Consider the following 22,922-nt stretch of genomic DNA (forward strand, 5'->3'; position numbering starts at 1 on the left):
GGACGTCGTCGCTGCGGCCGGGGTCATGCGGCGTCCGTACGGTCCGCGGCCATGCCCGCCGCATCGAGCAGGGCGGTGCCGACGATCAGGTCGGCCCCGCCGAACTCGGGGTCGTCCAGCGGGGTGCCGTCGTCCACGGCGAACAGCAGGCGCTCCTCCCCCTGCCGGTAGGCCGTGCCGACCGGAGGACTCGCGGCGTGTACCGCGAGGAGGGCGACGAGGTACGGGAGGTCGGGGTCGCGGCGGCGGGCCTCGGCGAGCAGTCCGGAGAGCCTGCGCGGCGCGTCGTGCTCCAGGTCGAGCAGCTCCATGGCGCTCGCGAGCTGCTCCTCGCTGAAGCGGCTGTCGTCCGGGGTCGCGATCAGGTCCGGTTCGGGCATCTCGGCGCCCAGGTGCTCGCGCTCCGCCGGCGGGGTGAGCAGCAGGTCGACCAGGTCGCCCATCCGTACGGCGCCGGGTGTGCGCAGGCCGGTGCCGTGCGCGAAGTACACGTCCGTGACGCGCGTGGCCCGTTCCAGCGGGAGTGGCAGCAGCGGGGCGACGAGCTGCCCGTACAGGTCGAGGCCCGCGCGGGCGGCGGGCTGTGCGAACGCCTGCCGGTCCTGTTCGGCGCGGAACAGGGGCCCCGCCTCCAGCAGTCGCGACTGGAGCTGGGTGTGGCGGCGGATGCAGTCCTTGACGATGTCGACCAGCTCGGCGGCGCGCCGCTTGTGCTCCTGGTCCTCGGCTTCGTCGCGGGCCTTGCGGATGTTGGTCAGGATCGCGTTCTCGTGGCGGTAGCGGTCGGCGACGTGGTCGAGCGCCTCGTCGATCATGTCGGGGACCGAGTTCAGCCAGTCCACGGAGCGGACGTTGCGCCGGGTGGCCTCCAGGGTCCTGCGGAGCGTCTCGGCGTACTGCACGGTGCGGTACCGGGCCTGTTCGGCGGCGAGCTGCGCGTCGGCGAGGCGGCCCCGGCTGATCAGCACCTCCAGCTTGACCTCGGCGGCGATCTGGGCGCTCGTGACGTCGGTGTCCAGGGCGCCGACGAGGACGTTGACCGCTTCGTCGGTGGTGCGCAGGTAGATGCCGCCGCCGTATCCGGGGACCTCCTCGATGAGTTTGAAGTCGTAGTCCCGGCGGACGTAGACCCCGTCGGGGCCGAACGTGCCGTACACGGCCCGGAAGCCGCGGTCGACGCTGCCGACGTTGATCAGGTTCTCCAGGACCCAGCGGGCGACCCGTTCGTGCTCGGCGGCGGGGCGGCGCGGGGCCTGGGCGGCGACCCGGGGCAGCAGCCTGGCGACGATCTGCTCATGGTCGGCGCCGGTGTCGAAGTCCATGTGGAGCGTGACGAGGTCGATGGCGGCGAGGGCGACCTCGGCCATCGCGTAGACCGCGTACTCGCCGGCGAGGTTCGCCTTGCGGACGTCCAGGTCGTGCAGCGGCGCCGTGCACGCGAGCGCGCGCAGCCGCCGCGCCAGCCCTTCGTCGGCGGCCGGGCCCTGGGCGGGCCTCGGCCCCGCGCTGAGCTGGGGCGGAACCTTTTCCGTCGAGGCAGGCGAAGTCACGCTGCACAGATTAGGTCCTCACACTGACAACGGTCGAAACGGCGCAGAAGGCGACGGGCCGGCCGTGAGCCTCTCCGGTGTACGGTCCGTCGCGGCCCCTCGCCCGGGGGACCGCCACGGGCTCACACCTCGGTCCACCGCGGCTCGGTCCACCGCGGCCTCGCCCCGCGATCCGCCAGGGCGCCGCCCCGCGATCCGCTTCGGGCCCGCCCGCCCCGGTTCCCCCTCAGCCCGCGTCCGCGCCTTCCGGCGGGTCGCCGGGGTCGGCCGCGTCGGGGGCGACGAGCCGTGCGTAGACGTCCACGAGCTGGGCGCGGGAGTCGTCCAGGTAGTCGGCCAGCAGTCGCTCCGCCGTGGCCCGCTCCCCCACCCGCAGGGCGTCCAGAATCTCCCGGTTTCGCAGGAGGTAGGGCTCATGGAGGGCGCGGGCGTCGTCGACCAGGTGGAAGACCAGCCGGAGTTCGGCGAGGACGCCGCGCATCAGCTCGTCGGTGCGCTCGCTCCCGGCGAGGGCCACCAGTTCGCGGTGGAAGTGGATGTTCGCGGTGGAGACGCCGGTCCAGTCGCCGTCGCGTGCGGCCCGCTCGCCGTCGGCGACCGCCCGGGCCGGTCCTTCGAGGGCGAACGGCGGCCTGCCGAGGCCGTGCACGACGGCGCACTCGACGAGGCGCCGGGTGCGGTAGATGTCCATGACGTCCTCGACGGCCAGCACCCGGACGAACACGCCCCGGTTGAGCTCGTGGACGAGCAGCCGTTCATGGGTGAGCAACCGGAACGCCTCGCGCAGCGTGTTGCGCGAGACCCCGAGCGCGCCGCCGATGCTCTCCTCCGACAGCCGGGTGCCCGGCGGGAAGAAGCCGTCGGCGATGCGGGTGCGCAGGATGTCCGCGACCCGCTCGGCCGTGCTCGTACGCCCCAGCAGTGCACGGTCGTCGGCCAGCCCGCCCGTCGTTCCCACCGGCGCCCCTCTCCTCGTCGTCGCCGCCCGCGAGGCCATCGTAGATCCGCCCCCGACCCCGTCGAAGAGGTGCGGAGGTGCGGAGGTACGGAGGTGCGGAGGTACGGAGGAGGTACGGAGGTGCAGAGGAGGTACGGAGGTGCGGGCGGACGCGCCTCTTGTCGGATCGTTCAACAATCCCCTACCTTGTGGGACACCGCACGGCTCCACTCATCCCTCCGCTCACCCCTCTGCGAGGTGCAGATGAGTACGACCCGGACCGAATCCACCGAGCGCCGACCGGCGGACGACACCGGCGCGTTCGCCTGGTTGCGCGCGCTCGGCCCCCGGGGGCGGCGCGCCTTCGGCGGCGCTTTCGGCGGATACGCCCTGGATTCCTATGACTTCTTCACGCTGCCGCTGAGCATGGTGGCGATCGCCGCCTATTTCGGCCTGAACAGCGGCCAGACGGGGCTGCTCACCACGGTCACCCTGGTGGTGTCGGCGGTCGGCGGTGCGCTCGCCGGCGTCCTGGCCGACCGGATCGGCCGGGTGAAGGCCCTGATGATCACCATCATCACGTACGCGCTCTTCACCGTCCTGTGCGGCTTCGCTCCCAACTACCAGACGCTCCTCGTCTTCCGCGCCCTCCAGGGGCTCGGCTTCGGCGGCGAGTGGGCGGTCGGCGCGATCCTGGTCGCCGAGTACGCCTCCGCCAAGCACCGCGGCCGTACGCTCGGCGGTATCCAGAGCGCCTGGGCGGCCGGCTGGGCGCTCGCCGTGATCGTCTACACCCTGGTCTTCCACTTCCTCGACGCGGACACGGCCTGGCGCGTGATGTTCTGGACGGGCGCCCTGCCCGCGCTGCTGGTGGTGTACGTACGGCGCAACGTCCAGGACGCGCCGCAGGCCGCGGAGGTGCGCCGGGCGAGCGCCGACCGGGGCTCGTTCACCGCGATCTTCCGACCGGGCCTCGCGCGGACGACACTGTTCGCGGTGCTGCTGTCCACCGGCGTCCAGGGCGGCTACTACACGCTCGCCACCTGGGTGCCGACGTACCTCAAGACCGAGCGGGGACTGACCGTCGTCGGTACGGGCGGCTATCTCACCTTCCTGATATCGGGCGCCTTCATCGGCTATCTGACGGGCGGCTACCTCACGGACCGGCTCGGCAGGAAACGCAACATCGCCCTGTTCGCCGTCCTGTCCGCGCTGTGCATCCTCGCGTACACCAACATCCCCGCCGGGGCCAACAGCCTGGTCCTGTTCCTCGGCTTCCCGCTCGGCTTCTGCATGTCGGCCATCTTCAGCGGCTTCGGCTCGTTCCTGGCCGAGCTGTACCCGACGGCGGTACGCGGCACGGGACAGGGTTTCACCTACAACACGGGCCGCGCGGTGGGGGCGTTCTTCCCGACGCTGGTCGGCTTCCTGGCCGGCAGCTGGGGCGTCGGCGGGGCGCTGGTCTTCGGCGCCGTGGGCTACGGCATCGCCGTGGTCGCCCTGTTCGGCCTGCCGGAGACACGCGGCCGCGAACTGCTGTGACCATGTGAGGAGATGACATGACCTGGGCCTCGATCGACCTCAACGCCGACCTCGGCGAAGGGTTCGGGCGCTGGCGGCTGACCGACGACGAGCAACTCCTGTCCGTCGTCACCAGCGCCAATGTCGCCTGCGGCTTCCACGCCGGGGACGCGGCCACCATGCGGCGGGTCTGCGCCCTCGCGGCCGAACGGAGGGTACGGATCGGCGCCCAGGTGTCCTACCGCGACCTGGCCGGGTTCGGACGGCGCTCCATGGACGTCCCGGCCGACGAACTGGCCGCCGAGGTGGCGTACCAGATCGGCGCCCTGGAGGTGTTCGCGCGGGCGGCCGGGACACGCGTGTCGTACGTCAAACCGCACGGCGCGCTCTACAACCGGGTCGTCCACGACGAGGAGCAGGCGCAGGCCGTCGTGGACGGCGTGCTGCTGACCGGGGAACGGCTGCCGCTGCTCGGCCTGCCCGGCTCACGGCTCCACGAGAGGGCGGACAAGGCGGGACTCCCCGTCGTGACGGAGGCGTTCGCCGACCGCGCGTACACGGCGGACGGCACCCTCGTGCCACGGGGACGCGAGGGTGCCGTCGTCCACGACCCGGCCGAGGTGGTCGAGCGTTCCGTCGCGATGGCCCGCTTCGGAGTGGTGACCTCGCTCTGCGGACGGTCCGTATCCGTACGGGCCCGCTCCCTGTGCCTGCACGGCGACACCCCAGGCGCGGTGGACCTGGCGCGCCGGGTGCGCGGCGGACTGGAGACCGCCGGGGTGCGGGTGGAGGCCTTCGCATGAGGAACCGGAGGACGCGGGAGGTCGGCGAGCGTGCCCTGCTCGTCGAGTTCGGCGACGCGGACGAGACGGCGGCCTTCCACGCGGAGCTGCTGCGCCGCCGCGCCGCCGGGACCCTGGGCACCGTACGGGAGATCGTGCCCGCGGCGCTGACGGTGCTCATCGACGGGGTCGACCGGCCCCGTGAACTCGCCGCGCGCCTCGCCCGCTGGGACGTCCCGCCCGCGCACGCGCGCGTGGAGCCGGTGATCGAGGTGCCGGTCCGGTACGACGGGCCCGATCTGGCGGAGGTCGCGGCGGCGTGGGGAGTGGCGGCGGGCGAGGTGGGCCGGATCCACGCGGCGGCCGACCACCGGGTCGCGTTCTGCGGGTTCGCGCCCGGCTTCGCCTACCTCACGGGGCTGCCGGAAGGGTACGAGGTGTCACGCAGGGCCACGCCCCGCACAGCAGTCCCGGCGGGCTCGGTCGCGCTCGCCGGCCCGTACACGGGCGTCTATCCCCGCTCGTCGCCCGGCGGATGGCAGCTGATCGGAACGACGGACGCGCCGCTGTGGGACGTGGCGCGGGAACCGGCGGCACTGCTGTCGCCGGGCGCGCGGGTGCGGTTCGTGCGGGAGGCCGCGTGACGGACCGGGCCTTCGCCGTCGTACGGGCCGGGGCGCTGACCACCGTGCAGGACCGGGGGCGGTACGGCCATGCCCACCTGGGCGTCCCCCGGTCGGGCGCCCTCGACCCGTACGCCGCCGCGCTGGTGAACCGGCTGGTCGGCAACGCGCAGGACGCCGCCGTCCTGGAGACCACGCTCACCGGCTGCGCCGTACGGCCCCGGGGCGCGGTGACCGTCGCCGTGGGCGGCGCGCCGTGCCCGGTCGCCGTGGACGGGCGTCCCGTGGCGTGGGGCGGCGCCGTGCGGGTCCCGGCGGGCGGCGTGCTCGACGTGGGCGCCCCGGTGCGGGGGCTGCGGTCGTACGTGTCGTTCGCCGGGGGCATCGCCGCCGAGCCGGTGCTGGGCAGCCGCTCGACGGACCTGCTGTCGGGGCTCGGCCCCGCGCCGCTCGCGGACGGCATGGTCCTGGCCCTGGGCGCTCCCCCGGCCGGTGCGCCACGCTACGAGGGCGCGCCCTGGCCGGGTGTGCCCGACGAACTGGTGCTGCGCGTGCGGCTCGGGCCGCGCGACGACTGGTTCACGGACGCGGCGCTGCGGACCCTGGCCACGCGCGCGTACCGGGTGTCGGCGGCGAGCAACCGCATCGGGCTGCGGACGGACGGGCCGCCGCTGGAACGTGCCGTGCCGGGCGAGCTGCCCAGCGAGGGCATGGTGCTGGGCGCCGTGCAGGTCCCGCCGGACGGACGCCCTGTGGTGTTCCTGGCGGACCATCCGACGACGGGCGGCTACCCGGTGGTGGCCGTGGTACGGGAACGGGACCTCGCGGCGGCCGCGCAGGCGGTGCCGGGCACCGTGGTGCGGTTCGTGCCGGTGGGATGACCGGGACCAGAGCGAGCGGGGCGGGGCGGAAGGGATACGGCGGGCCGGAAGGGATACGGCCGGGCGGAGGGGATACGGCCGGGCGGGGCGGAAGGGATACGGCCGGGCGGAGGGGATACGGCCGGGCGGGGCGGAAGGGGTACGGCCGGGTGGAGGGGGCTGTCGCGGTCAGGGTCCGGGAGGCCCGTAGCCGCCGCCTCCCGGTGTGCTGACGGCCAGGACGTCACCTGGGGCGACCTCCACCACGTCGACACCGTCGAGGGGCTGGACGGTGCCGTCGGCGCGCTCCACGGCGTTGACACCGAGCGCTCCCGGCTCGCCGCCCGCCATCCCGTAGGGCGGCACGCGCCGGTGTCCGGTGAGCAGCGCCACCGTCATCGGCTCCAGGAACCGGATGCGCCGTACGACGCCGTCGCCGCCCCGCCACCGGCCCCGGCCTCCGCTGCCCCGCCGTACGGCGAAGGACTCCACACGCACCGGGTAGCGCCACTCCAGCACTTCCGGGTCGGTGAGCCGGGAGTTGGTCATATGGGTCTGCACGGCGTCGGCGCCGTCGAAGCCGTCGCCCGCGCCTGAGCCGCTCGCCACCGTCTCGTAGTACTGCACGCGGTCGTTGCCGAAGGTGACGTTGTTCATCGTGCCGGAGCCCTCCGCCTGTACGCCGAGGGCCGCGTACAGGGCGCCGGTGACGGCCTGCGAGGTCTCGACGTTGCCGGCGACGGTCGCCGCCGGGTACGTCGGCGCGAGCATCGAGCCGTCGGGTACGACGACCCGGAGCGGTTCGAGGCAGCCGCTGTTGAGCGGGATGTCGTCGGCGACGAGCGTGCGGAACACGTACAGGACCGCCGCCAGGACGACCGACCTGGGCGCGTTGGTGTTCCCCGGCCGCTGCGGTGAGGTGCCGGTGAAGTCGATGACGGCACAGCGCCGTTCGCGGTCGACGCGCAGGGAGACCTGGATGACGGCGCCGCCGTCCGTCTCGTAGCGGCAGTCGCCGTCGCGGAGACCGGCGACGATCCGGCGTACGGACTCCTCGGCGTTGTTCCGTACGTGCCGCATGTAGGCGTGGACGACGTCGAGCCCGAACTCGTCCACCACGCGGCGCAGCTCCTCGACGCCCTTCTCGTTGGCGGCGATCTGGGCGCGCAGGTCGGCGAGGTTGGTGTCGGGGTCGCGGGACGGGTACGGGGCGGTGGTCAGCAGCCTGCGGGTCTCCTCCGCGCGGAGACGGCCGTCCCGCACCAGCAGCCAGTTGTCGAAGAGCACGCCCTCCTCGTGCACGGTCCGGCTGAACGCGGGCATGGAGCCGGGGGTGATGCCGCCGATCTCGGCATGGTGGCCGCGCGAGGCGACGAGGAAGCGCAGTGGTCCGCCGGACGGGCCGAAGACCGGCGTCACGACGGTCACGTCCGGCAGGTGCGTGCCGCCGTGGTACGGGTCGTTGATCGCGTACACGTCGCCGGGCCGCATCGTGCCTCGGTCGCGGCGCAGGACCTCCTTGATGGACTCCCCCATCGAGCCCAGGTGCACCGGGATGTGGGGCGCGTTCGCGATGAGGTTGCCCTCGGCGTCGAACAGGGCGCAGGAGAAGTCGAGGCGTTCCTTGATGTTGACGGAGTGGGCGGTGTTCTCCAGGCGCACCCCCATCTGCTCGGCGATGGCCATGAAGAGGTTGTTGAACACCTCCAGCAGGACGGGATCGACGTCGGTGCCGACGGCGGTTCGCCCGGGCCGGGGCACCGCGCGAGTGAGGAGGAGGTGGCCCGTGCGGGCCACGGACGCCTGCCAGCCGTCGTCGACGACGGTCGTGGCGTCGGCCTCGGCGATGACGGCGGGGCCGTGGACCGTGTCGGACGGGCGCAGGTCCGCACGCCGGTACAGGGGCGTTTCGCGGTACGCGGGAGCGAAGGGGCCGTCGGCGCCGGCGGCCCCCTCAGGTGCGGCCGCACGGGCATCGGGGCCGTCAGGGTCGGGCGGCCGGTCCAGACGGTGTGGTCCCTGCGGACGGTCCGGCCCGTCCGGACGGTGTGGCCCGTGGGGGTGTTCGCGCGCGTACATCCGTACGGTCGCCAGGGGCCGGAGCTCGCCCTCCCTGGGCGGCCGCTCCACGGCCACCGGCTCGTGCGGCCCGGCCCGTCCGACCGCTTCGACCGAGACGGCCTCCACGACGAGCGGCTTGTCCATGGTGAACCCGTACCGCGCGCGGTGCGCCGCGGTGAACGCCTCGGCCACGGCACCGGCGGGGCCGAACGGTACGGGCAGGCTCGCGTCCGTGCCCGCGTACCGGACGAGCACGCGCGCGTGCGTGGTGATCGCGTCGTCGGGGATGCCGTCGGCGCGCAGCTCGCCCCTGGTGCGTTCGGCGAGTTCGGCGCGGACCTCCGCCACGCGCGCGTGCGTGGCGTCGCCCAGTTCCGCTTCGACGGACCGCTCCCGCATCGCGGTCGCGTCGGCGAGGCCGATGCCGTACGCGGAGAGCACGCCGGCGAGCGGCGGTACGAGGACGGTGTCGACGCCGAGCGCGTCGGCGACCGCGCACGCGTGCTGGCCTCCCGCGCCGCCGAAGCTGGTCAGGGCGTAGCGGGTGACGTCGTGGCCGCGTTGCACGGAGATCTTCTTGACGGCGTTCGCCATGTTGAGGACGGCGATCTCCAGGAAGCCGGCGGCGACCTCCTCGGGCGTACGGCGGACGCCGGTATGGCGCCGTACCTCATCGGCCAGTTCCGTGAACCGTTCGCGGACGACGCCGGCGTCCAGGGGCCGGTCGCCGCCGGGCCCGAAGACAGCGGGGAAGTGGGCGGGCTGGATCCGGCCGAGCATCACGTTGGCGTCGGTCACGGTGAGCGGGCCGCCGCGCCGGTAGCAGGCGGGTCCGGGGACGGCGCCGGCCGAGTCGGGGCCGACACGGTAGCGCTGCCCGTCGAAGTGCAGCACCGATCCGCCGCCCGCCGCGACGGTGTGGATGTTCATCATCGGCGCCCGCATCCGCACCCCGGCCACCTGTGTGCCGAGCTCCCGCTCGAACTCGCCCGCGTAGTGGGACACGTCGGTGGACGTGCCGCCCATGTCGAAGCCGATGACCCGGTCGAGACCGGCCTGCCCGGACGTACGGGCCATGCCCACGACGCCGCCCGCCGGACCGGACAGGACGGCGTCCTTGCCGCGGAAGTGGGCGGCTTCCCTGAGGCCGCCGTTGGACTGCATGAACAGCAGGCGTACGCCGGCGAGTTCGGCGGCGACCTCGTCCACGTACCGGCGCAGGATGGGCGACAGGTACGCGTCGACGACGGTGGTGTCCCCGCGCGGGACCAGCTTGATGAGCGGGCTGACCTCGTGGGAGCAGCTCACCTGCGTGTAGCCGAGTGACCGGGCGGCCTCGGCGATCCGTTGTTCGTTGCCGGGGTGGCGGTATCCGTGCAGGAGGACGACGGCCGCGGAGGCGAAGCCGTCACCGCTCGCGTCCCGCAGCCGGGCGGTGACCGTGTCCAGGTCGAGGGGGCGGACGACGGCGCCGTGCGCGTCGATCCGCTCCGGCACCTCGATGACCCGGTCGTAGACCGCCTCGGGCAGCAGGATCCGGCGGTCGAAGATCCGGGGGCGGTTCTGGTAGGCGATGCGCAGCGCGTCCCGGAAGCCCTCGGTGATGACGAGGACGGTCGGTTCGCCCCGCCGTTCCAGCAGGGCGTTGGTGGCGACGGTCGTGCCCATCTTGACGGTGGCGACGCGCTCGGCCGGGACGGGTTCGCCGGGCCGGAGCCCGAGGAGCAGCCGGATACCGGCGACGGCCGCGTCCCGGTAGCGCCCGGGGTCGTGCGACAGGAGCTTGCGGGTGACCAGACCGCCGTCCGGCCGGCGGGCCACGACGTCCGTGAAGGTGCCGCCACGGTCGATCCAGAACTCCCAGCGCCCGGTCATTCCCCCATTGTTGCCCCCGCAGCCGCGACGGGAACGGAAGGCGTCCCGGGCGGGGACGGGGTGACGGACGCGAACGCGGTGACCGGCGCGGAGGGGCCGACGGACGGGGGCGGGGCGCTCGGCGGGGCGAGGGCGGCGAGGGCGGCCGTCAGCGCCTGCTCGGCGCGCGCGTCGAGCCGCACGCCGGTGCCGCGCGCCCAGTACCCGCCGGTGCCGGGGAGGACGGGTCCCGGCAGGGTGATCACCCGTCCCTGCGGGGTGATCCGGCCGGACGCGTGGTCGCCGGGGAGCACCAGGACGGGTTCGTGCCCGGCGGCGGCGTAGCCCCGGCCGAGCTCGTCGAGCGCGGTGCGCAGCCCGCCGGACGAGGGGGTGACGAAGTTGGCCAGCCGGACGATCCTGAGCCCGCTCACGCCGCCGCCACCGCCGTGCGTTCGCCGAGGACCTCGGTGTAGTGGCCGATCAGCAGGTCGCCGATCGCGGTCCAGGTGCGGCCCTCCACCGTGGCCCGCCCGGCCCGTCCGTACACGGTGCGCAGGTCCGGGTCGGCGGCCAGGGCCGCCACGGCCGCGCGGATCGCGTCCGCGTCGTGCGGGGTGACGAGGAGCCCGGTGCGGCCGTGGTCGACCAGGTCGAGGGGGCCGCCGGCGGCGGGGGCGACGACGGGGACGCCCGCGGCCATGGCCTCCTGGACGGTCTGGCAGAACGTCTCGTACGGGCCGGTGTGCGCGAAGACGTCGAGGGACGCGAAGATCCGGGCGAGGTCGTCGCCGGTGCGGCGGCCGAGGAAGGCGGCGCCCCGCAGTACGGATCTGAGCGCGGGTTCGCTGGGCCCGTCGCCGACGACGACCAGGCGTACGCCGGGCAGGGCGGACACCCCGGCGAGCAGCTCGACGTGCTTCTCGGGGGCGAGCCGTCCGACGTATCCGACGAGCACCTCGCCGCCGGGCGCCAGCCGCCGGCGCAGCGTCTCGTCCCGTGGCTCCGGCCGGAACCGCTCGGTGTCGACGCCCCTGGGCCACAGCCGTACGCGCGGGATGCCGTGGGCCCGGAGGTCGTGGAGGGCGGCGGTGGAGGGCGCGAGGGTCCGGTCGGCGGCGCTGTGCACGGCGCGGAGCCGGCGCCAGGCGGTGCCTTCCCCCGTGCCCACGTAGGTGCGGGCATAGCCGGCCAGGTCGGTCTGGTAGACCGCGACGGCGGGCAGACCGAGCCTGGCGGCGGCCGCCATGCCGCGTACGCCGAGGACGAAGGGGCCGGCCAGGTGGACGAGGTCGGCGCGGTGGGCGGTGATGGCGGCGGCCACCCGGCGGCTGGGCAGGGCGACGCGGACCTGCGGGTAGCCGGGCAGGGGCAGGGAGGGGACATGTACGACGGGGCAGGGCGCCGCCGTGTCCGGCGCGCCGCTCGCGTCGCGCGCGTCCCGCGAGGCGTGGGTGCCTGCGGCGGCGGGAGCGATCACGAGCGGTTCGTGGCCGCGCGCGACGAGGTGCCGGGCGGTCTGGAGGGCGCAGTGCGCGACTCCGTTGACATCGGGTGGGAAGGACTCGGTGACGATGACGACACGTATACGGCTGCTGGCTCGCATACGGGTGTTGTCGTCCCGTCCGGCGTGGCCCGGCCGACTTGGATCTTTCCCCGCGGGGAACGTCCCATGAGCGTTTGCCCGCGCGCCCGGGACGCCCGTCGGCGCCCGTCCGCCGGTACGCCTCGGGCGCCGGGTGGAGCCTCTGGTGCCGCGTGTACGCCTCCGGTGCCGCCGTGGACGCCTCCGTCCCGCGTGGACACCCCATGCCGCGTGTACGCCTCCGGTGCCGCCGTGGACGCCTCCGTCCCGCGTGGACACGCCGTGCCGCGTGTACGCCTCCGGTGCCGCCGTGGACGCCTCCGTCCGGACGTCTCCGTGACGCGTGTACGGCTCGGGTGCCTCCGTGGACACGGCGTGCCGCGTGTACGCCGGGGCGACGCCGCTCCCGGCCACCGCGTGTGCGCCCTCGTAATCCGCACGGACTGCGGGCCTGGTCCCGCACGGACCGCACTTCTCGCCTCGCGCGAACCGCGGGCCCGGCCCCGCACGGACCGCGTACGCCCGGGGCGGCCCCGGGGCGGCCCCGGGCGGTCATCGCCGTGACGTCAGACGGCGGGGGCGTCGGGGCCGATCCTGCTCCGTACCGCCGTCTGCACCTCGTCCTCCTCGGCGGGGTCGGCGGCGAGCCTGCGCAGTCGTTCGGCCACGCGGGCGTCACCGGTCTCGGCGTGCAGCGCGGCGATCTCGCGGGTGGTCTCCTCGCAGTCCCAGAGGCACTCGACGGCGAAGCCGGTGGCGAAGGAGGGGTCGGTGGCGGCGAGGGCGCGGGCCGTGCGGCCGCGCAGCTGGGAGGCGGCGGTCTCCCGGTAGATGTGCCGCAGGACGGGTGCGGCGCAGGCGATGCCCAGCCGGCCGGCGCCGTCCACGAGGGGGTAGAGCGACAGGGCGTCGGGGCCGTCGGAGCGGACGGCCTCGCGCAGCGCGCCCAGCACGAGAGGGGCGTCCTGCGCGCCGCCCCGGGCGGCGAGCACGCCCGCTGCCGACGCGCCGAGGGCGTCGGGCCGGTGCACCCAGGCGCGGGCCCGGTCGACCGCGGCCTCGCCGCACATCCGCTCGAACGCGGCGACGGCGGCCTCGGCCACGGTGCGCGAGGGGTCGGAGGCGGCGCCTTCGATCAGGTCGAGGACGGCCGGGTCGCGGGCCTCGGCGAGGTAGTGGAGGGCGGCGCAGCGCGCACCGTCGGGGCCGCCGCGCGCGGCGTCGAGGATCAGCGGCCGGTCGTCCGGTCCCGCGACGGCGGCGAGACAGCGCGCGGCCGGGACGTGGAGGGCGCTGCCGCGCTCCAGGCCCTGCTGGGCCCAGTCGAAGACGGCCTGGACGCTCCAGCCGGGCCGGGGCCCCGTGGGGCGCAGCTGCCGCTGCCAGCGGTCGAAGGAGCCCTGCTCGGATGCGGCGCGCACGCGGGCGCCGATGGCCTGGCGCCGGTCCTCCGCCCATAGCCGCCAGGGCCGGGGCTCGAAGGAGTCGCGGACGGCGGCGGCCAGGCGGGCATCGCCCTCGGGTGTGGCGGGGAAACGGGACAGGACGGGCACGGCGAGGCCGCGCAGTCCTGAGTCGTCGTCGCGCAGGGCGAGCTCGTCCAGGGCCCAGGGCCAGTTGGACCCGGTGGCGGCGTACCGGCGCAGCAGCGCGAGGGCGTCGTCGCGACCGTACGAGGCGAGGTGGCCGAGTACGGCGAGCGCGAGCCCGGTCCGCGCCTCGTCGGTGTCGAGGTGGTCGTCGGGGCCGAAGAGGTGCTCCTCGATGGCCCGGAGCCCGCCGTGCAGGTCGAGGTAGAGGCGTGCGTAGTAGAGGGAGCGGTTCTCGACCTGCCAGTCATGGCGGGGGTCGTTGAGCACGCAGTGGTCGAGGGCCGCGAGGGCCTCCGCGCGGGGCGCCGCGAGGGCGTGCAGCGTGCCGTCGCCGCGGCCCCTCTGGAGCAGGCCGAGCAGGGTGCCGCTCGGCGCTATGACTGGTTCGAACATGGAAGTTGCCTCACATCAAGCTGTCGACGCGCCCCGGTGGTGCCCGGAGTGACCGGGCCGGCCGGGGTGACCGGGTGGGGTGATTGCCGGTGATCGCCTAGGCCGCGCAGCACCATGTGAAGCCGCCCGTCGTCGTCATTCGCTCGGTGTCGACCATCTTCCTCTGCCTCTCGTCGGTGGCCCCCTGCGGGCCCGACGTCATGATGACCCAGCCATTTCGCCACCGCGACCACATTTACGACGCGGTTCCCCCTTGGCGTTCGGTCCCCGTCCAGTCCCCGTGCGATCCCCGTTCCGGGGACGTTCACCGGGAGCCGAAGAGCTCCAGGAGGTCTGCCTTCCCAAACATCCGCGCGGTATCCACGGCGCTCGGAGTCCCGGCTTCCGGATCGGCGCCGGCGGCGAGCAGTGCGCGGATGACGGCGTCCTCGCCCTTGAAGACGGCACCGGCGAGCGGGGTCTGCCCCCGGTCGTTGGGCCGGTTCGGGTCGGCGCCCCGGTCGACGAGTGCCGCCACGGCGGCGGCGTGGCCGTGGTACGCGGCGAGCATCACGAGGGAGTCGCCCTTGTCGTTGGTGAGGTTCACGGGGGCGCCCGCGTCGATGTAGGCGGCGAGCGCCTCGGCGTCCCCCTGTCGCGCCAGGTCGAAGATCCTCGACGCCAGCTCGACCACTTCGGAGTCCGGAGTCTCACTCATCGGACGGACCGCCTTCCTGACTGCTGCTGCTCGTTCCACACGCCCGCACGACAAGGTCAGCCGTACGAGTGAACCGACAGGGTACTGCCCTGACGCGGACAGAACCCCGCCTCGATCGACGGCGCCACCCGGGCAGGGCCCGACGTGCGCCGGTCAAGTGAAAACGCCAGGGATTCACCCATTCGCACCTTTTGTCGCATAGATGCTTACTGTGAGCCTGGAATGACTCATGGTGACTGTCCCTTCAACCAGGAGAATCCACATGATCCTGTCCATCTCAGGCGTGGTACTGCTCGGCATCATCGTCTTTCTCTTCTTCAAGAAGGACGGGCTCAAGGCCTCCCACGCCCTCGTCTGCGCCCTCTTCGGCTTCTACCTCGCCGGGACGGCCATCGCCCCGAGCATCACGGCGGGCGGCCAGAGTCTCGCCAGCCTGCTCGGCGGCATCAACTTCTGACGCCGCCCCTCCGTCCCCTTCCACGACTTCAGGAGCAGGAGTTACGACGTGGCCCGGCGACCTCTTCCCCGCGTTCTCAGCAGCGGCAGTGACCGGATCGCTCGTGGTCGAGAGATCGCGCGCACGGCGGCCGACGGTGCCACGGACGTCCTCCATCCGCTGATCACCATCACGCGTGGTCTGCGGAGACTGGCGGCGACCGGGCGGGCCAAGTGGGCCGCGACCCCCAAGGAACGGCGCGGTCCCACGCTGTTCCTGGCCGCGGCCTGCGTCCTGGTGGTCGTCCTCGTCCCGTACGGGCCGCTCCTGGCCCTCATCTCGGTGATGGGCGCCGCCGCGTGGAAGGGGCGGGAGCGCCCGGTCGTGAGGACCGGGCCGGACGACGCGGAGACCGAGCGGCTCCGCGCGCTGTACGAAGCGCTCGTCCCCTACTTCTCGGTGCCCGACGATCCCGATCCGCTCTTCGCGCACGGCGGGGAGTGGGGCAAGGCGCTGAGCGACTTCGTGTTCGACGGCGACGGCCGGCTCGTCCGGCTGCGGGTGACGTACCCCGCCTACTTCACCGACGGAGAGGCCGCGTCGCGGGCCCGGATCGAGCAGCTGCTGCACGCCAAGTCGGGGCGTGGCCGCGAGTACCGCTTCGACTGGGACGAGGAGGGCAACCAGCTCGTCATGAGCGTGCTGTCCGCCCTGCCGACGTCCATCGCCGCGCAGCGCTTCGTCACCGTCCCCGGTGAGACCGTGCTCGGGTTCACGGACGCCGACGCGGTGCGGCGGACCGTACCCGTACGGGACGGCGACGCGTCACGGGACGCGCCGCCGGTCGTCTGGCGCACCGGACCGCGCTCCACGGAACCCCATCTGCTGGCGGTGGGCAGGCCCGGCAGCGGCACCACGACGCTGCTCCGCTCCATCGCGCTCCAGGCGCTCCAGCACGGTGACGTGCTGATCGTCGAGGGCGGCGGCACCGGCGAGTACGCCTGTCTGGCCGGACGGGCCGGGGTGCTGGGCGTCGAATGCGGCCTCGCCGGCGCGCTGGCGAGCCTGGAGTGGGCGGCACACGAGACGGAACGGCGGCTGATCGCCGCGAACCGCTCCCGGCAGGCCGGGCACCCGCCGCCGGACGACACGAAGCGCCCCTTGTGGATCCTGCTGGACCGGCCGAGCGTGTTCGGCCACCTGGCCTCCGCGGGCGGCCGCCAGGACCCGCAGGAGCTGCTCCAGGTGCCGCTGCGGCACGGCAGGGCCGCCCATGTGACGGTGGTCGTGGCCGAGCAGTTCGACGGCCTGGACAGCGTCGACTGCCTGGAGGCGCTGAGCGCGACGGTACGGTCGCACACCAGGGCCCGCGTGGTGCTCGGCCAGGTCTCGCCGGAGCAGGTGGCGGCCGTCCTGGGCACGGCCCCGCACACCACTCCCCCGCCGGACGTCCCGCCCGGTCGGGGCTACGCCCGGCTCGGTACGGGGCCGGTGCTGAGGCTCCAGGTCCCGGCGACCCCCGACCCGTACGACGACGCGACGTCCGAGGCGCACCGGCAGGCCGTGCTGGAGCTGCTGCCCGAACGGCAGGACACCGCGGCCCGGCCGCCCGCCGACGCGGTGACGACCCAGCAGCTCCCCTCGGCGGGCGAGCCCCTCGCCCCCGGGATGGCCCCGGGCTGACCGGGCGCCGCTCGCCGCGCGGGCACGGGCCCTCCCGGCGAGCGGCCGATACGCGGACCTGTCTGCCCGCTCCCGCCGACGGCGCTCCCGAGCCCCGCCGGGCGGCCGCTCCCGGCCCCGTCACACGGCCACACCCGGGTTCCACCAGGCAGCCGCTCCCGAGTCCCGCCAGACGGCCGCACCCGGGTCCCGTCAGACCACAGGCCGCACCCGGGCCGCGGCAGGCGGCCGCTTCCGGGTTCCGTCAGGCCACGAAGGTGCGGGGCTCGTCGGCCACCGCGCCCGTGCTCGCGCCGGACTCGACCAGGCGGGCCGCCGCCGCGAGCCGCGCGGCGGCCTCTTCGGCGACCGGGCCGCCCACGGTGAACGGCAGCCGTACGTACCCCTCGAACGCCCCGTCCACGCCGAAGCGCGGCCCCGACGGCACCCGGACACCCACCCGCTCGCCCGCCTCCGCGAGCCGTGAACCGGACAGGCCGCCGGTGCGCACCCACAGGGTCAGCCCGCCCCGCGGCACCTCGAACTCCCAGCGGGGCAGCTCCCCGCGCACGGCGGCCACGAGCGCGTCCCGGTTCTCGCGGGCCTGCTCCCTGCGGTGGGCGACCGCCCGCTCCCATTCGCCGCTGCCCATCAGCCAGTTGACGGCGAGCTGCTCCAGAACGGGCGTGCCGAGGTCGGCGTAGGCGCGGGCGGCGACGAGCGAGCGGATCACATCCGGTGCCGCGCGCACCCATCCGATGCGCATGCCGGCCCAGAACGCCTTGCTGGCGGAGCCGACCGTGAGCACGGTGCTGCCCGCCGGGTCGAAGGCGCACACGGGCCGGGGCATCTCCAGGTCGTCGTCCAGGTACAGCTCCGACATGGTCTCGTCCACCACGAGGACCGTCCCGGCGGAGCGCGCGGCGTCCACGAGGGCGCGCCGCTGGTCCTCGTCGGCGAGGGCACCGGTCGGGTTGTGGAAGTCGGCGACCACGTACGCGAGGCGGGGCGCGGCATCGCGCAGCACCTGCCGCCAGCGCGGCAGGTCCCAGCCGGTCAGCCCTTCCGCCATGGCCACGGGCACCAGCCGGGCGCCGGCCTCGCGCATCAGCTGCAGGATGTTGGCGTACGAGGGGGACTCGACGGCGATGCGCTCGCCACGGCCCGCGAAGAGGTGGCAGATGGCGTCGATGGCGCCCATCGCACCGGTCGTGACCATGATCTGTTCGGGCATGGTCGGGATGCCGCGCGCGGTGTACCGGTCGGCGAGCGTCTGGCGCAGGGCGGGCAGCCCGGCCGGGTAGTCGCCGTGCGTGTGGGCGTAGGGCGGCAGCTCCTCCAGCGCGCCCTGGAAGCCCCGCGTCAGGTACGGCTCGGGGGCGGGCAGGGCGGCGCAGCCCAGGTCGATCATCGAGCCGAGCGCCTCCGGCGGCAGGGGTTCGAGGCCGCGGGCGGGCAGCGGGTTGCCCGCCGGGACGGCGGTCCAGCTGCCGGCGCCCCTGCGGGACTCCAGGAACCCCTCGGTGCGCAGCGCCTCGTAGGCCGCCGCCACGGTGGTCCTGCTGACGGAGAGCGCGAGGGCCAGTTCGCGTTCGGCGGGCAGGCGGGCGGCGACGGGGACGCGCCCCTCCAGGACGAGCAGCCGGATGCCGTCGGCGAGCGCCCGGTACGCGGGCGGCCTGCGGGTGCCGGGCCCCGCCGGGCGGGTCTGCTGGGCGTTCAGCTGCCGGGCGAGTTGGGCGGCGCCCACCGCCGAAGTCCACGAAGCCATGGAACTCAGTCCACCTTCCTCGGATTGGCCATGGTTGGCATCCAATTCCCCGCCTCAGAGTGTCATGAGTCAGTCCAACACCACCACCTGGGGGGCACAAGTTGTCCAGCGGCACTTCCACCGACACCGCCACGGACACGTCCGGCGGCACATCGGCGCGTACGCCCGGCGGCACATCGAGGGGTACGCCCGGCGGCGCATCCGGCGCCTCGCCCACGGGCACCGCCGGGGGCACACCCGGCGGTACGCCCGGCGGCACATCCGGCGCCTCGTCCACGGGCACGCTCGACGTCCCGTCCGTCACCGCGACCGACGCCCCGCACGCCCCGCGCGGCGCCCGGCCGCCGGAGCGGCGGCTGGCCCGCCGGCTCTTCCAGCTCTACGCCGGGCTCGCCCTGTACGGCGCGAGCTCCGCCCTCCTCGTCCGCAGCGGTCTCGGGCTGGAGCCCTGGAACGTCCTGCACCAGGGCCTGGCGAAGCTGACCGGCCTCTCCATGGGTGTCGTCCTGACGGTCGTGGGCGCGGCGGTGCTCCTGCTCTGGATCCCGCTCCGCCAGAAGCCGGGCCTCGGCACCGTGTCGAACGTCCTCGTCATCGGCGCCGCCATGGACGGTGCGCTCGCCGTCGTGCCGGACGCGCGCGGGCTGCTCGTCCAGGTTCCGCTGCTGGCGGCCGGGATCGTCCTCAACGGCGTGGCCACCGGCCTCTACATCGCCGCCCGGTTCGGCCCAGGCCCGCGCGACGGACTGATGACGGGGCTGCACCGGGTCACCGGCCGTTCGATCCGCCTGGTGCGCACGCTGGTCGAGGTCGCGGTCGTCGTCACCGGTTTCCTGCTCGGCGGGTCACTGGGTGTCGGCACCGTGCTGTACGCGCTGACGATCGGCCCCCTCGCCCAGTTCTTCCTGCGCCGCTTCGCCATCCCGGGGCAGGGCGAAGGAGGCACCGTGGTCGCTTCGGGGACACCGCGGCAGGCCATACTGCGGCGGTGACTCAGCGACGCCACCCCTATCTGGACCACCCCTCACCCATACCGTTCGCCCACCGGGGCGGGACGGCGGACGGGCTGGAGAACACCACGGCCGCGTTCCGGCGCGCGGCCGCGTTCGGCTACCGGTACTTCGAGACCGATGTGCACACCACCGCCGACGGACGGCTCGTCGCGTTCCACGACGCGACCCTGGACCGGGTCACCGACGCCCGGGGCCGGATCGGCGCGCTGCCGTGGAGCGCGGTCCGCGAGGCACGGGTGGCGGGCAAGGAGCCGCTGCCGCTCTTCGAGGAGCTGCTGGAGGAGTTCCCCGACGCCCGCTGGAACGTGGACCTCAAGGCCGAGTCGGCGCTCGTCCCGCTGGTCGACCTGGTCCGCCGGACGAACGCCTGGGACCGCGTGTGCGTGGGTTCGTTCGACGAGGGGCGGGTGGCACGGGCGCTGCGGGCCGCCGGGCCACGCCTCGCCACCTCGTACGGCGTGCGGGGTGTGCTGGGTCTGCGGCTGCGCTCGCTCGGGATCCCGGCGGCCCTCCGGTCGGGTGCGGTGGCGGCGCAGGTGCCCGAGAGCCAGGGCGGGATCCGCGTGGTGGACCGTCGGTTCGTCCGGGCCGCGCACGCGCGGGGGCTCCAGGTGCACGTGTGGACGGTCAACGATCCGGAGCGGATGAGGGCTCTCCTGGACCTGGGGGTGGATGGCATCATGACCGATCATCTGGAGACGCTGCGCACGGTGCTGACCGAACGAGGGGCCTGGTCCTGACCGCGCGGACTCGCCACGGGAGCGAACGAGGGGGACGTGCGTGACCGCCGAAACCGCCGGCCGGGCAACCGACGACAGGTCGGACGACGACCGCAGACGTGAACAACGGGGCTGGTACTTCTACGACTTCGCGTGCTCGGTGTACTCCACGAGCGTGCTGACCGTGTTCCTCGGCCCGTACCTGACGGCGGTCGCGAAAACGGCGGCCGACGCGGAGGGCTTCGTCCATCCGCTGGGCATCCCCGTCCGCGCGGGGTCGGTCTTCGCGTACTCGGTGTCCCTGTCGATCGTGGTCGCGGTGCTGGTGATGCCGCTCGCGGGCGCGGTCGCGGACCGTACGGGACGCAAGAAGCCGCTGCTGGCCGCCGCCGCGTACCTGGGGGCGGGCGCGACGGCCGGCATGTTCCTGCTGGACGGTGACCGCTACCTGCTGGGCGCGTTCCTGCTCATCGTGGCGAACGCCTCGCTGGCCGTGTCGATGGTGCTGTACAACGCCTACCTGCCGCAGATCGCCCGGCCCGACGAGCGGGACGCGGTCTCCTCGCGCGGCTGGGCGTTCGGCTACACGTCGGGGGCGCTCGTCCTGGTCCTGAACCTGGTCCTGTACTCCGGTCACGAGTCCTTCGGGCTCACCGAGTCGGCCGCGGTGCGGATCTGCCTGGCCTCGGCCGGCGTGTGGTGGGGCGCCTTCACGCTGGTACCGCTGCGGCGCCTGCGCGACCGGAAGGTGCCCCCGAGCGGCGAGGGCGCTGTCGGGTCGGGGTGGCGGCAACTGGTGTCCACGCTGCGCGACATGCGCCGCCACCCTCTGACGCTGTCGTTCCTCCTCGCGTACCTCGTCTACAACGACGGGGTGCAGACGGTGATCTCCCAGGCGTCGATCTACGGCTCGGAGGAGCTGGGCCTGGATCAGACGACACTGATCACGGCCGTGCTGCTGGTGCAGGTGCTGGCGGTCGCGGGTGCGCTCGGGATGGGGCGGCTCGCGCGGGTCTACGGGGCGAAGCGCACGGTGCTGGGCTCGCTGGCGGTCTGGACGCTGATCCTGGGCGCCGGGTACTTCCTGCCCGCCGGGGCGCCGGTGTGGTTCTTCGCACTGGCCGGGGCGATCGGGCTGGTGCTGGGCGGCAGCCAGGCGCTGTCCCGGTCGCTGTTCTCGCACATGGTGCCGCGCGGCAAGGAGGCCGAGTACTTCTCGGCGTACGAGATGAGCGACCGGGGTCTGAGCTGGCTGGGGCCGCTGGTGTTCGGGCTCGCCTACCAGCTGACGGGCAGCTACCGGGATGCGATCATCTCGCTGGTGGTCTTCTTCGCGGTGGGGTTCGTCCTGCTCGCGCGGGTCCCGGTGCGACGCGCCGTGGCGGCCGCCGGGAACCCGGTTCCGGACCGGATCTAGCCCTCCCGACCGGGCCGAGCGGGGGTCGGGTTTAGACGTCGAACTGAAAGGCCGGTAGTGTACGCCTTTGGCCTGCCAGGCGGACCGTTACTGCGTGTTCTCACAGCGAAAACGCTGGGTGACATCTGCTGTCAGATGTGACAAACCGGGCACTGGTGGGTACAAAAAGGGGCGGCACGACGGGCGACGCATGACCCGGAACGGGAATCTTTACCGCCGACCGGACGTTGACCGGATGACGACGACAGCGACACCTGTCCTGTGGGCGACAAGCCCGGGAGGCACGATTCATGAGTGAGCGAGCTCTTCGCGGCACGCGCCTCGTGGTGACCAGCTACGAGACCGACCGCGGCATCGATCTGGCCCCGCGCCAGGCGGTGGAGTACGCATGCGAGAAGGGCCATCGTTTCGAGATGCCCTTCTCGGTCGAGGCGGAGATCCCGCCGGAGTGGGAGTGCAAGGTCTGCGGAAGCCAGGCGCTTCTGGTGGACGGAGACGGCCCCGAGGAGAAGAAGGGCAAGCCCGCGCGTACGCACTGGGACATGCTCATGGAGCGGCGCACCCGCGAGGAACTGGAGGAGGTGCTGGCCGAACGGCTGGCGGTCCTGCGTTCCGGCGCCATGAACATCGCCGTGCACCCGCGCGACAGCAGGAAGTCCGCGTGACCACTGTCTGACAGCGCGCACGCCGAACAGCCGCAGGGCGCGGTACACCTCGTGTGTACCGCGCCCTGCGGCTTTCCGCGTCGGCCCCCGGTCCTGGCGGCCCGCCCCGGGCTCACGCCCCGGGTTCCCGCGTACGGGGACGCGACGGCCCCCGGCCGGGGGGCGGGGGCCGGGGGCCAGGGAAAGGTGCGGGTCTCAGGAGGTCAGCGGCGGCCGGTCGGTCTCGTTCTCGTGGTGGCGCGGCTCTCCCGGGGCGCCGTCACGGATGACCTCACCCTGCACGACCTTTCCGTCGGGCCGGTGCATGCGCGCCTGCTGGAAGGCGTCGCCCAGCGACCCGGGCGTCGCGGCGCGCATCCGCCGCTCCAGCGACCTCTCCGCGTACCGGCCGATGGCCGACCGTACGGGCGGTACGAGCAGGAGCAGGCCGGCCGCGTCCGACACCAGGCCCGGCAGCATCAGCAGCAGGCCGGCCAGCATGAGGAAGCCGTTGCCGGTGCTCCCCCGCCCGGTGGGGGGCGGCGCGGCGCCCGACTGCTGCTGCTGGAGGGTCTCGGTGAGCGTGCGGAAGGCGCGGCGCCCGGCCCGCTTGATGACGGCGCCGCCGAGGACGGCGCCGCCGACCAGCAGGGCCAGCAGGGTGAGACCGCCGGCCGTGTCGGCCACGACGGTCAGCAGCCAGATCTCCAGCACCAGCCAGGCGGCGACGGCGAGCGGGGCGAAGGTGCGGGCGCGCGAGCGCTTACGGGCGAGAGGGGGCGGTGCGCCGGTCGTCATGCTCCCA

At 74.0% G+C, this 22,922-nt stretch carries 18 protein-coding genes and 1 pseudogene; 10 read left to right on the top strand and 9 right to left on the bottom strand.

Annotated features, from left to right (window positions below; translation table 11 throughout):
* Positions 1-23: 23 nt before the first annotated feature.
* Positions 24-1,550 (bottom strand): hypothetical protein, encoded by a 1,527-nt coding sequence (locus ACGF5U_RS29395; RefSeq protein WP_392717528.1) that lies wholly within the window; start codon positions 1,548-1,550, stop codon positions 24-26.
* 226 nt (positions 1,551-1,776) lie between these two features.
* Positions 1,777-2,508 carry a GntR family transcriptional regulator gene (locus ACGF5U_RS29400; protein WP_392717530.1) on the bottom strand — a complete coding sequence of 244 codons (732 nt, stop codon included), beginning with the start codon at positions 2,506-2,508 and terminating at the stop codon, positions 1,777-1,779.
* A 243-nt stretch (positions 2,509-2,751) separates the two neighbouring features.
* Here ACGF5U_RS29400 and ACGF5U_RS29405 point away from each other — a divergent pair, with 243 nt between their 5' ends.
* From ACGF5U_RS29405 to ACGF5U_RS29420, 4 genes are read left to right on the top strand one after another with little or no spacing between them, the layout of a single operon-like run.
* Complete coding sequence (locus tag ACGF5U_RS29405) at positions 2,752-4,029, top strand: MFS transporter (RefSeq protein WP_392717532.1); 1,278 nt, start codon at positions 2,752-2,754, stop codon at positions 4,027-4,029.
* Between the two features lie 17 nt (positions 4,030-4,046).
* Complete coding sequence (locus ACGF5U_RS29410) at positions 4,047-4,811, top strand: LamB/YcsF family protein (protein WP_392717534.1); 765 nt, start codon at positions 4,047-4,049, stop codon at positions 4,809-4,811.
* Complete coding sequence (locus ACGF5U_RS29415) at positions 4,808-5,434, top strand: allophanate hydrolase subunit 1 (protein ID WP_392717536.1); 627 nt, start codon at positions 4,808-4,810, stop codon at positions 5,432-5,434. The genes ACGF5U_RS29410 and ACGF5U_RS29415 overlap by 4 nt, the downstream gene beginning before the upstream one ends.
* Positions 5,431-6,294, top strand: coding sequence for a biotin-dependent carboxyltransferase family protein (locus ACGF5U_RS29420; RefSeq protein WP_392717538.1), 864 nt, complete (start codon positions 5,431-5,433; stop codon positions 6,292-6,294). Before ACGF5U_RS29415 ends, ACGF5U_RS29420 begins: the two co-directional genes overlap by 4 nt.
* Positions 6,295-6,462: 168 nt before the next feature.
* Here ACGF5U_RS29420 and ACGF5U_RS29425 read toward each other — a convergent pair whose 3' ends face one another.
* The 5 genes and pseudogenes from ACGF5U_RS29425 to ACGF5U_RS29445 form a co-directional block, all read right to left on the bottom strand.
* Positions 6,463-10,209 (bottom strand): hydantoinase B/oxoprolinase family protein, encoded by a 3,747-nt coding sequence (locus tag ACGF5U_RS29425; RefSeq protein ID WP_392717540.1) that lies wholly within the window; start codon positions 10,207-10,209, stop codon positions 6,463-6,465.
* 200 nt (positions 10,210-10,409) lie between these two features.
* Positions 10,410-10,622 (bottom strand): annotated as a pseudogene (locus ACGF5U_RS29430) (glycosyltransferase family 1 protein); the annotation flags it as partial.
* Positions 10,619-11,776, bottom strand: a complete 1,158-nt coding sequence (locus ACGF5U_RS29435) for a glycosyltransferase family 4 protein (protein ID WP_392717703.1) — start codon at positions 11,774-11,776, stop codon at positions 10,619-10,621. The gene ACGF5U_RS29435 and the pseudogene ACGF5U_RS29430, both read right to left, overlap by 4 nt.
* Before the next feature lie 563 nt (positions 11,777-12,339).
* Positions 12,340-13,758, bottom strand: a complete 1,419-nt coding sequence (locus ACGF5U_RS29440) for a HEAT repeat domain-containing protein (protein ID WP_392717542.1) — start codon at positions 13,756-13,758, stop codon at positions 12,340-12,342.
* A gap of 304 nt (positions 13,759-14,062) precedes the next feature.
* Positions 14,063-14,455: an ankyrin repeat domain-containing protein gene (locus tag ACGF5U_RS29445; RefSeq protein ID WP_392818937.1), complete on the bottom strand. Its 393-nt coding sequence runs from the start codon at positions 14,453-14,455 to the stop codon at positions 14,063-14,065.
* Between the two features lie 262 nt (positions 14,456-14,717).
* On the opposite strand from ACGF5U_RS29445, the gene ACGF5U_RS29450 reads away from it, so the two are divergent.
* The gene (locus ACGF5U_RS29450) at positions 14,718-14,912 is read left to right on the top strand and encodes a hypothetical protein (protein WP_023589716.1); all 195 of its coding nucleotides are present in this window, start codon (positions 14,718-14,720) and stop codon (positions 14,910-14,912) included.
* 48 nt (positions 14,913-14,960) lie between these two features.
* Complete coding sequence (locus ACGF5U_RS29455) at positions 14,961-16,574, top strand: hypothetical protein (RefSeq protein WP_392717546.1); 1,614 nt, start codon at positions 14,961-14,963, stop codon at positions 16,572-16,574.
* 244 nt (positions 16,575-16,818) lie between these two features.
* Here the strand turns inward: ACGF5U_RS29455 and ACGF5U_RS29460 are convergent, their stop codons facing one another.
* Entirely contained in the window at positions 16,819-18,324 is a 1,506-nt protein-coding gene (locus ACGF5U_RS29460) for a PLP-dependent aminotransferase family protein (RefSeq protein ID WP_392717548.1), read from the bottom strand.
* A gap of 356 nt (positions 18,325-18,680) precedes the next feature.
* Between ACGF5U_RS29460 and ACGF5U_RS29465 the strand changes: the two genes are divergently transcribed.
* The 4 genes from ACGF5U_RS29465 (at position 18,681) to ACGF5U_RS29480 (ending at position 22,138) form a co-directional block, all read left to right on the top strand.
* Positions 18,681-19,316 (top strand): YitT family protein, encoded by a 636-nt coding sequence (locus ACGF5U_RS29465; protein ID WP_392717705.1) that lies wholly within the window; start codon positions 18,681-18,683, stop codon positions 19,314-19,316.
* Entirely contained in the window at positions 19,313-20,077 is a 765-nt protein-coding gene (locus ACGF5U_RS29470) for a glycerophosphodiester phosphodiesterase family protein (protein ID WP_392717550.1), read from the top strand. The genes ACGF5U_RS29465 and ACGF5U_RS29470 overlap by 4 nt, the downstream gene beginning before the upstream one ends.
* Before the next feature lie 40 nt (positions 20,078-20,117).
* Positions 20,118-21,473, top strand: coding sequence for an MFS transporter (locus tag ACGF5U_RS29475; protein ID WP_392717552.1), 1,356 nt, complete (start codon positions 20,118-20,120; stop codon positions 21,471-21,473).
* Between the two features lie 290 nt (positions 21,474-21,763).
* Positions 21,764-22,138, top strand: coding sequence for an RNA polymerase-binding protein RbpA (locus tag ACGF5U_RS29480; protein ID WP_026278069.1), 375 nt, complete (start codon positions 21,764-21,766; stop codon positions 22,136-22,138).
* Between the two features lie 195 nt (positions 22,139-22,333).
* On the opposite strand, the gene fxsA is transcribed toward ACGF5U_RS29480, so the two are convergent.
* Positions 22,334-22,915 carry an FxsA family membrane protein gene (fxsA, locus tag ACGF5U_RS29485; protein WP_392717555.1) on the bottom strand — a complete coding sequence of 194 codons (582 nt, stop codon included), beginning with the start codon at positions 22,913-22,915 and terminating at the stop codon, positions 22,334-22,336.
* Between the last annotated feature and the right edge of the window lie 7 nt (positions 22,916-22,922).

The organism is Streptomyces sp. NPDC047886 (assembly GCF_043204435.1).
In the GTDB taxonomy this organism is placed as follows: Bacteria; Actinomycetota; Actinomycetes; order Streptomycetales; family Streptomycetaceae; genus Streptomyces.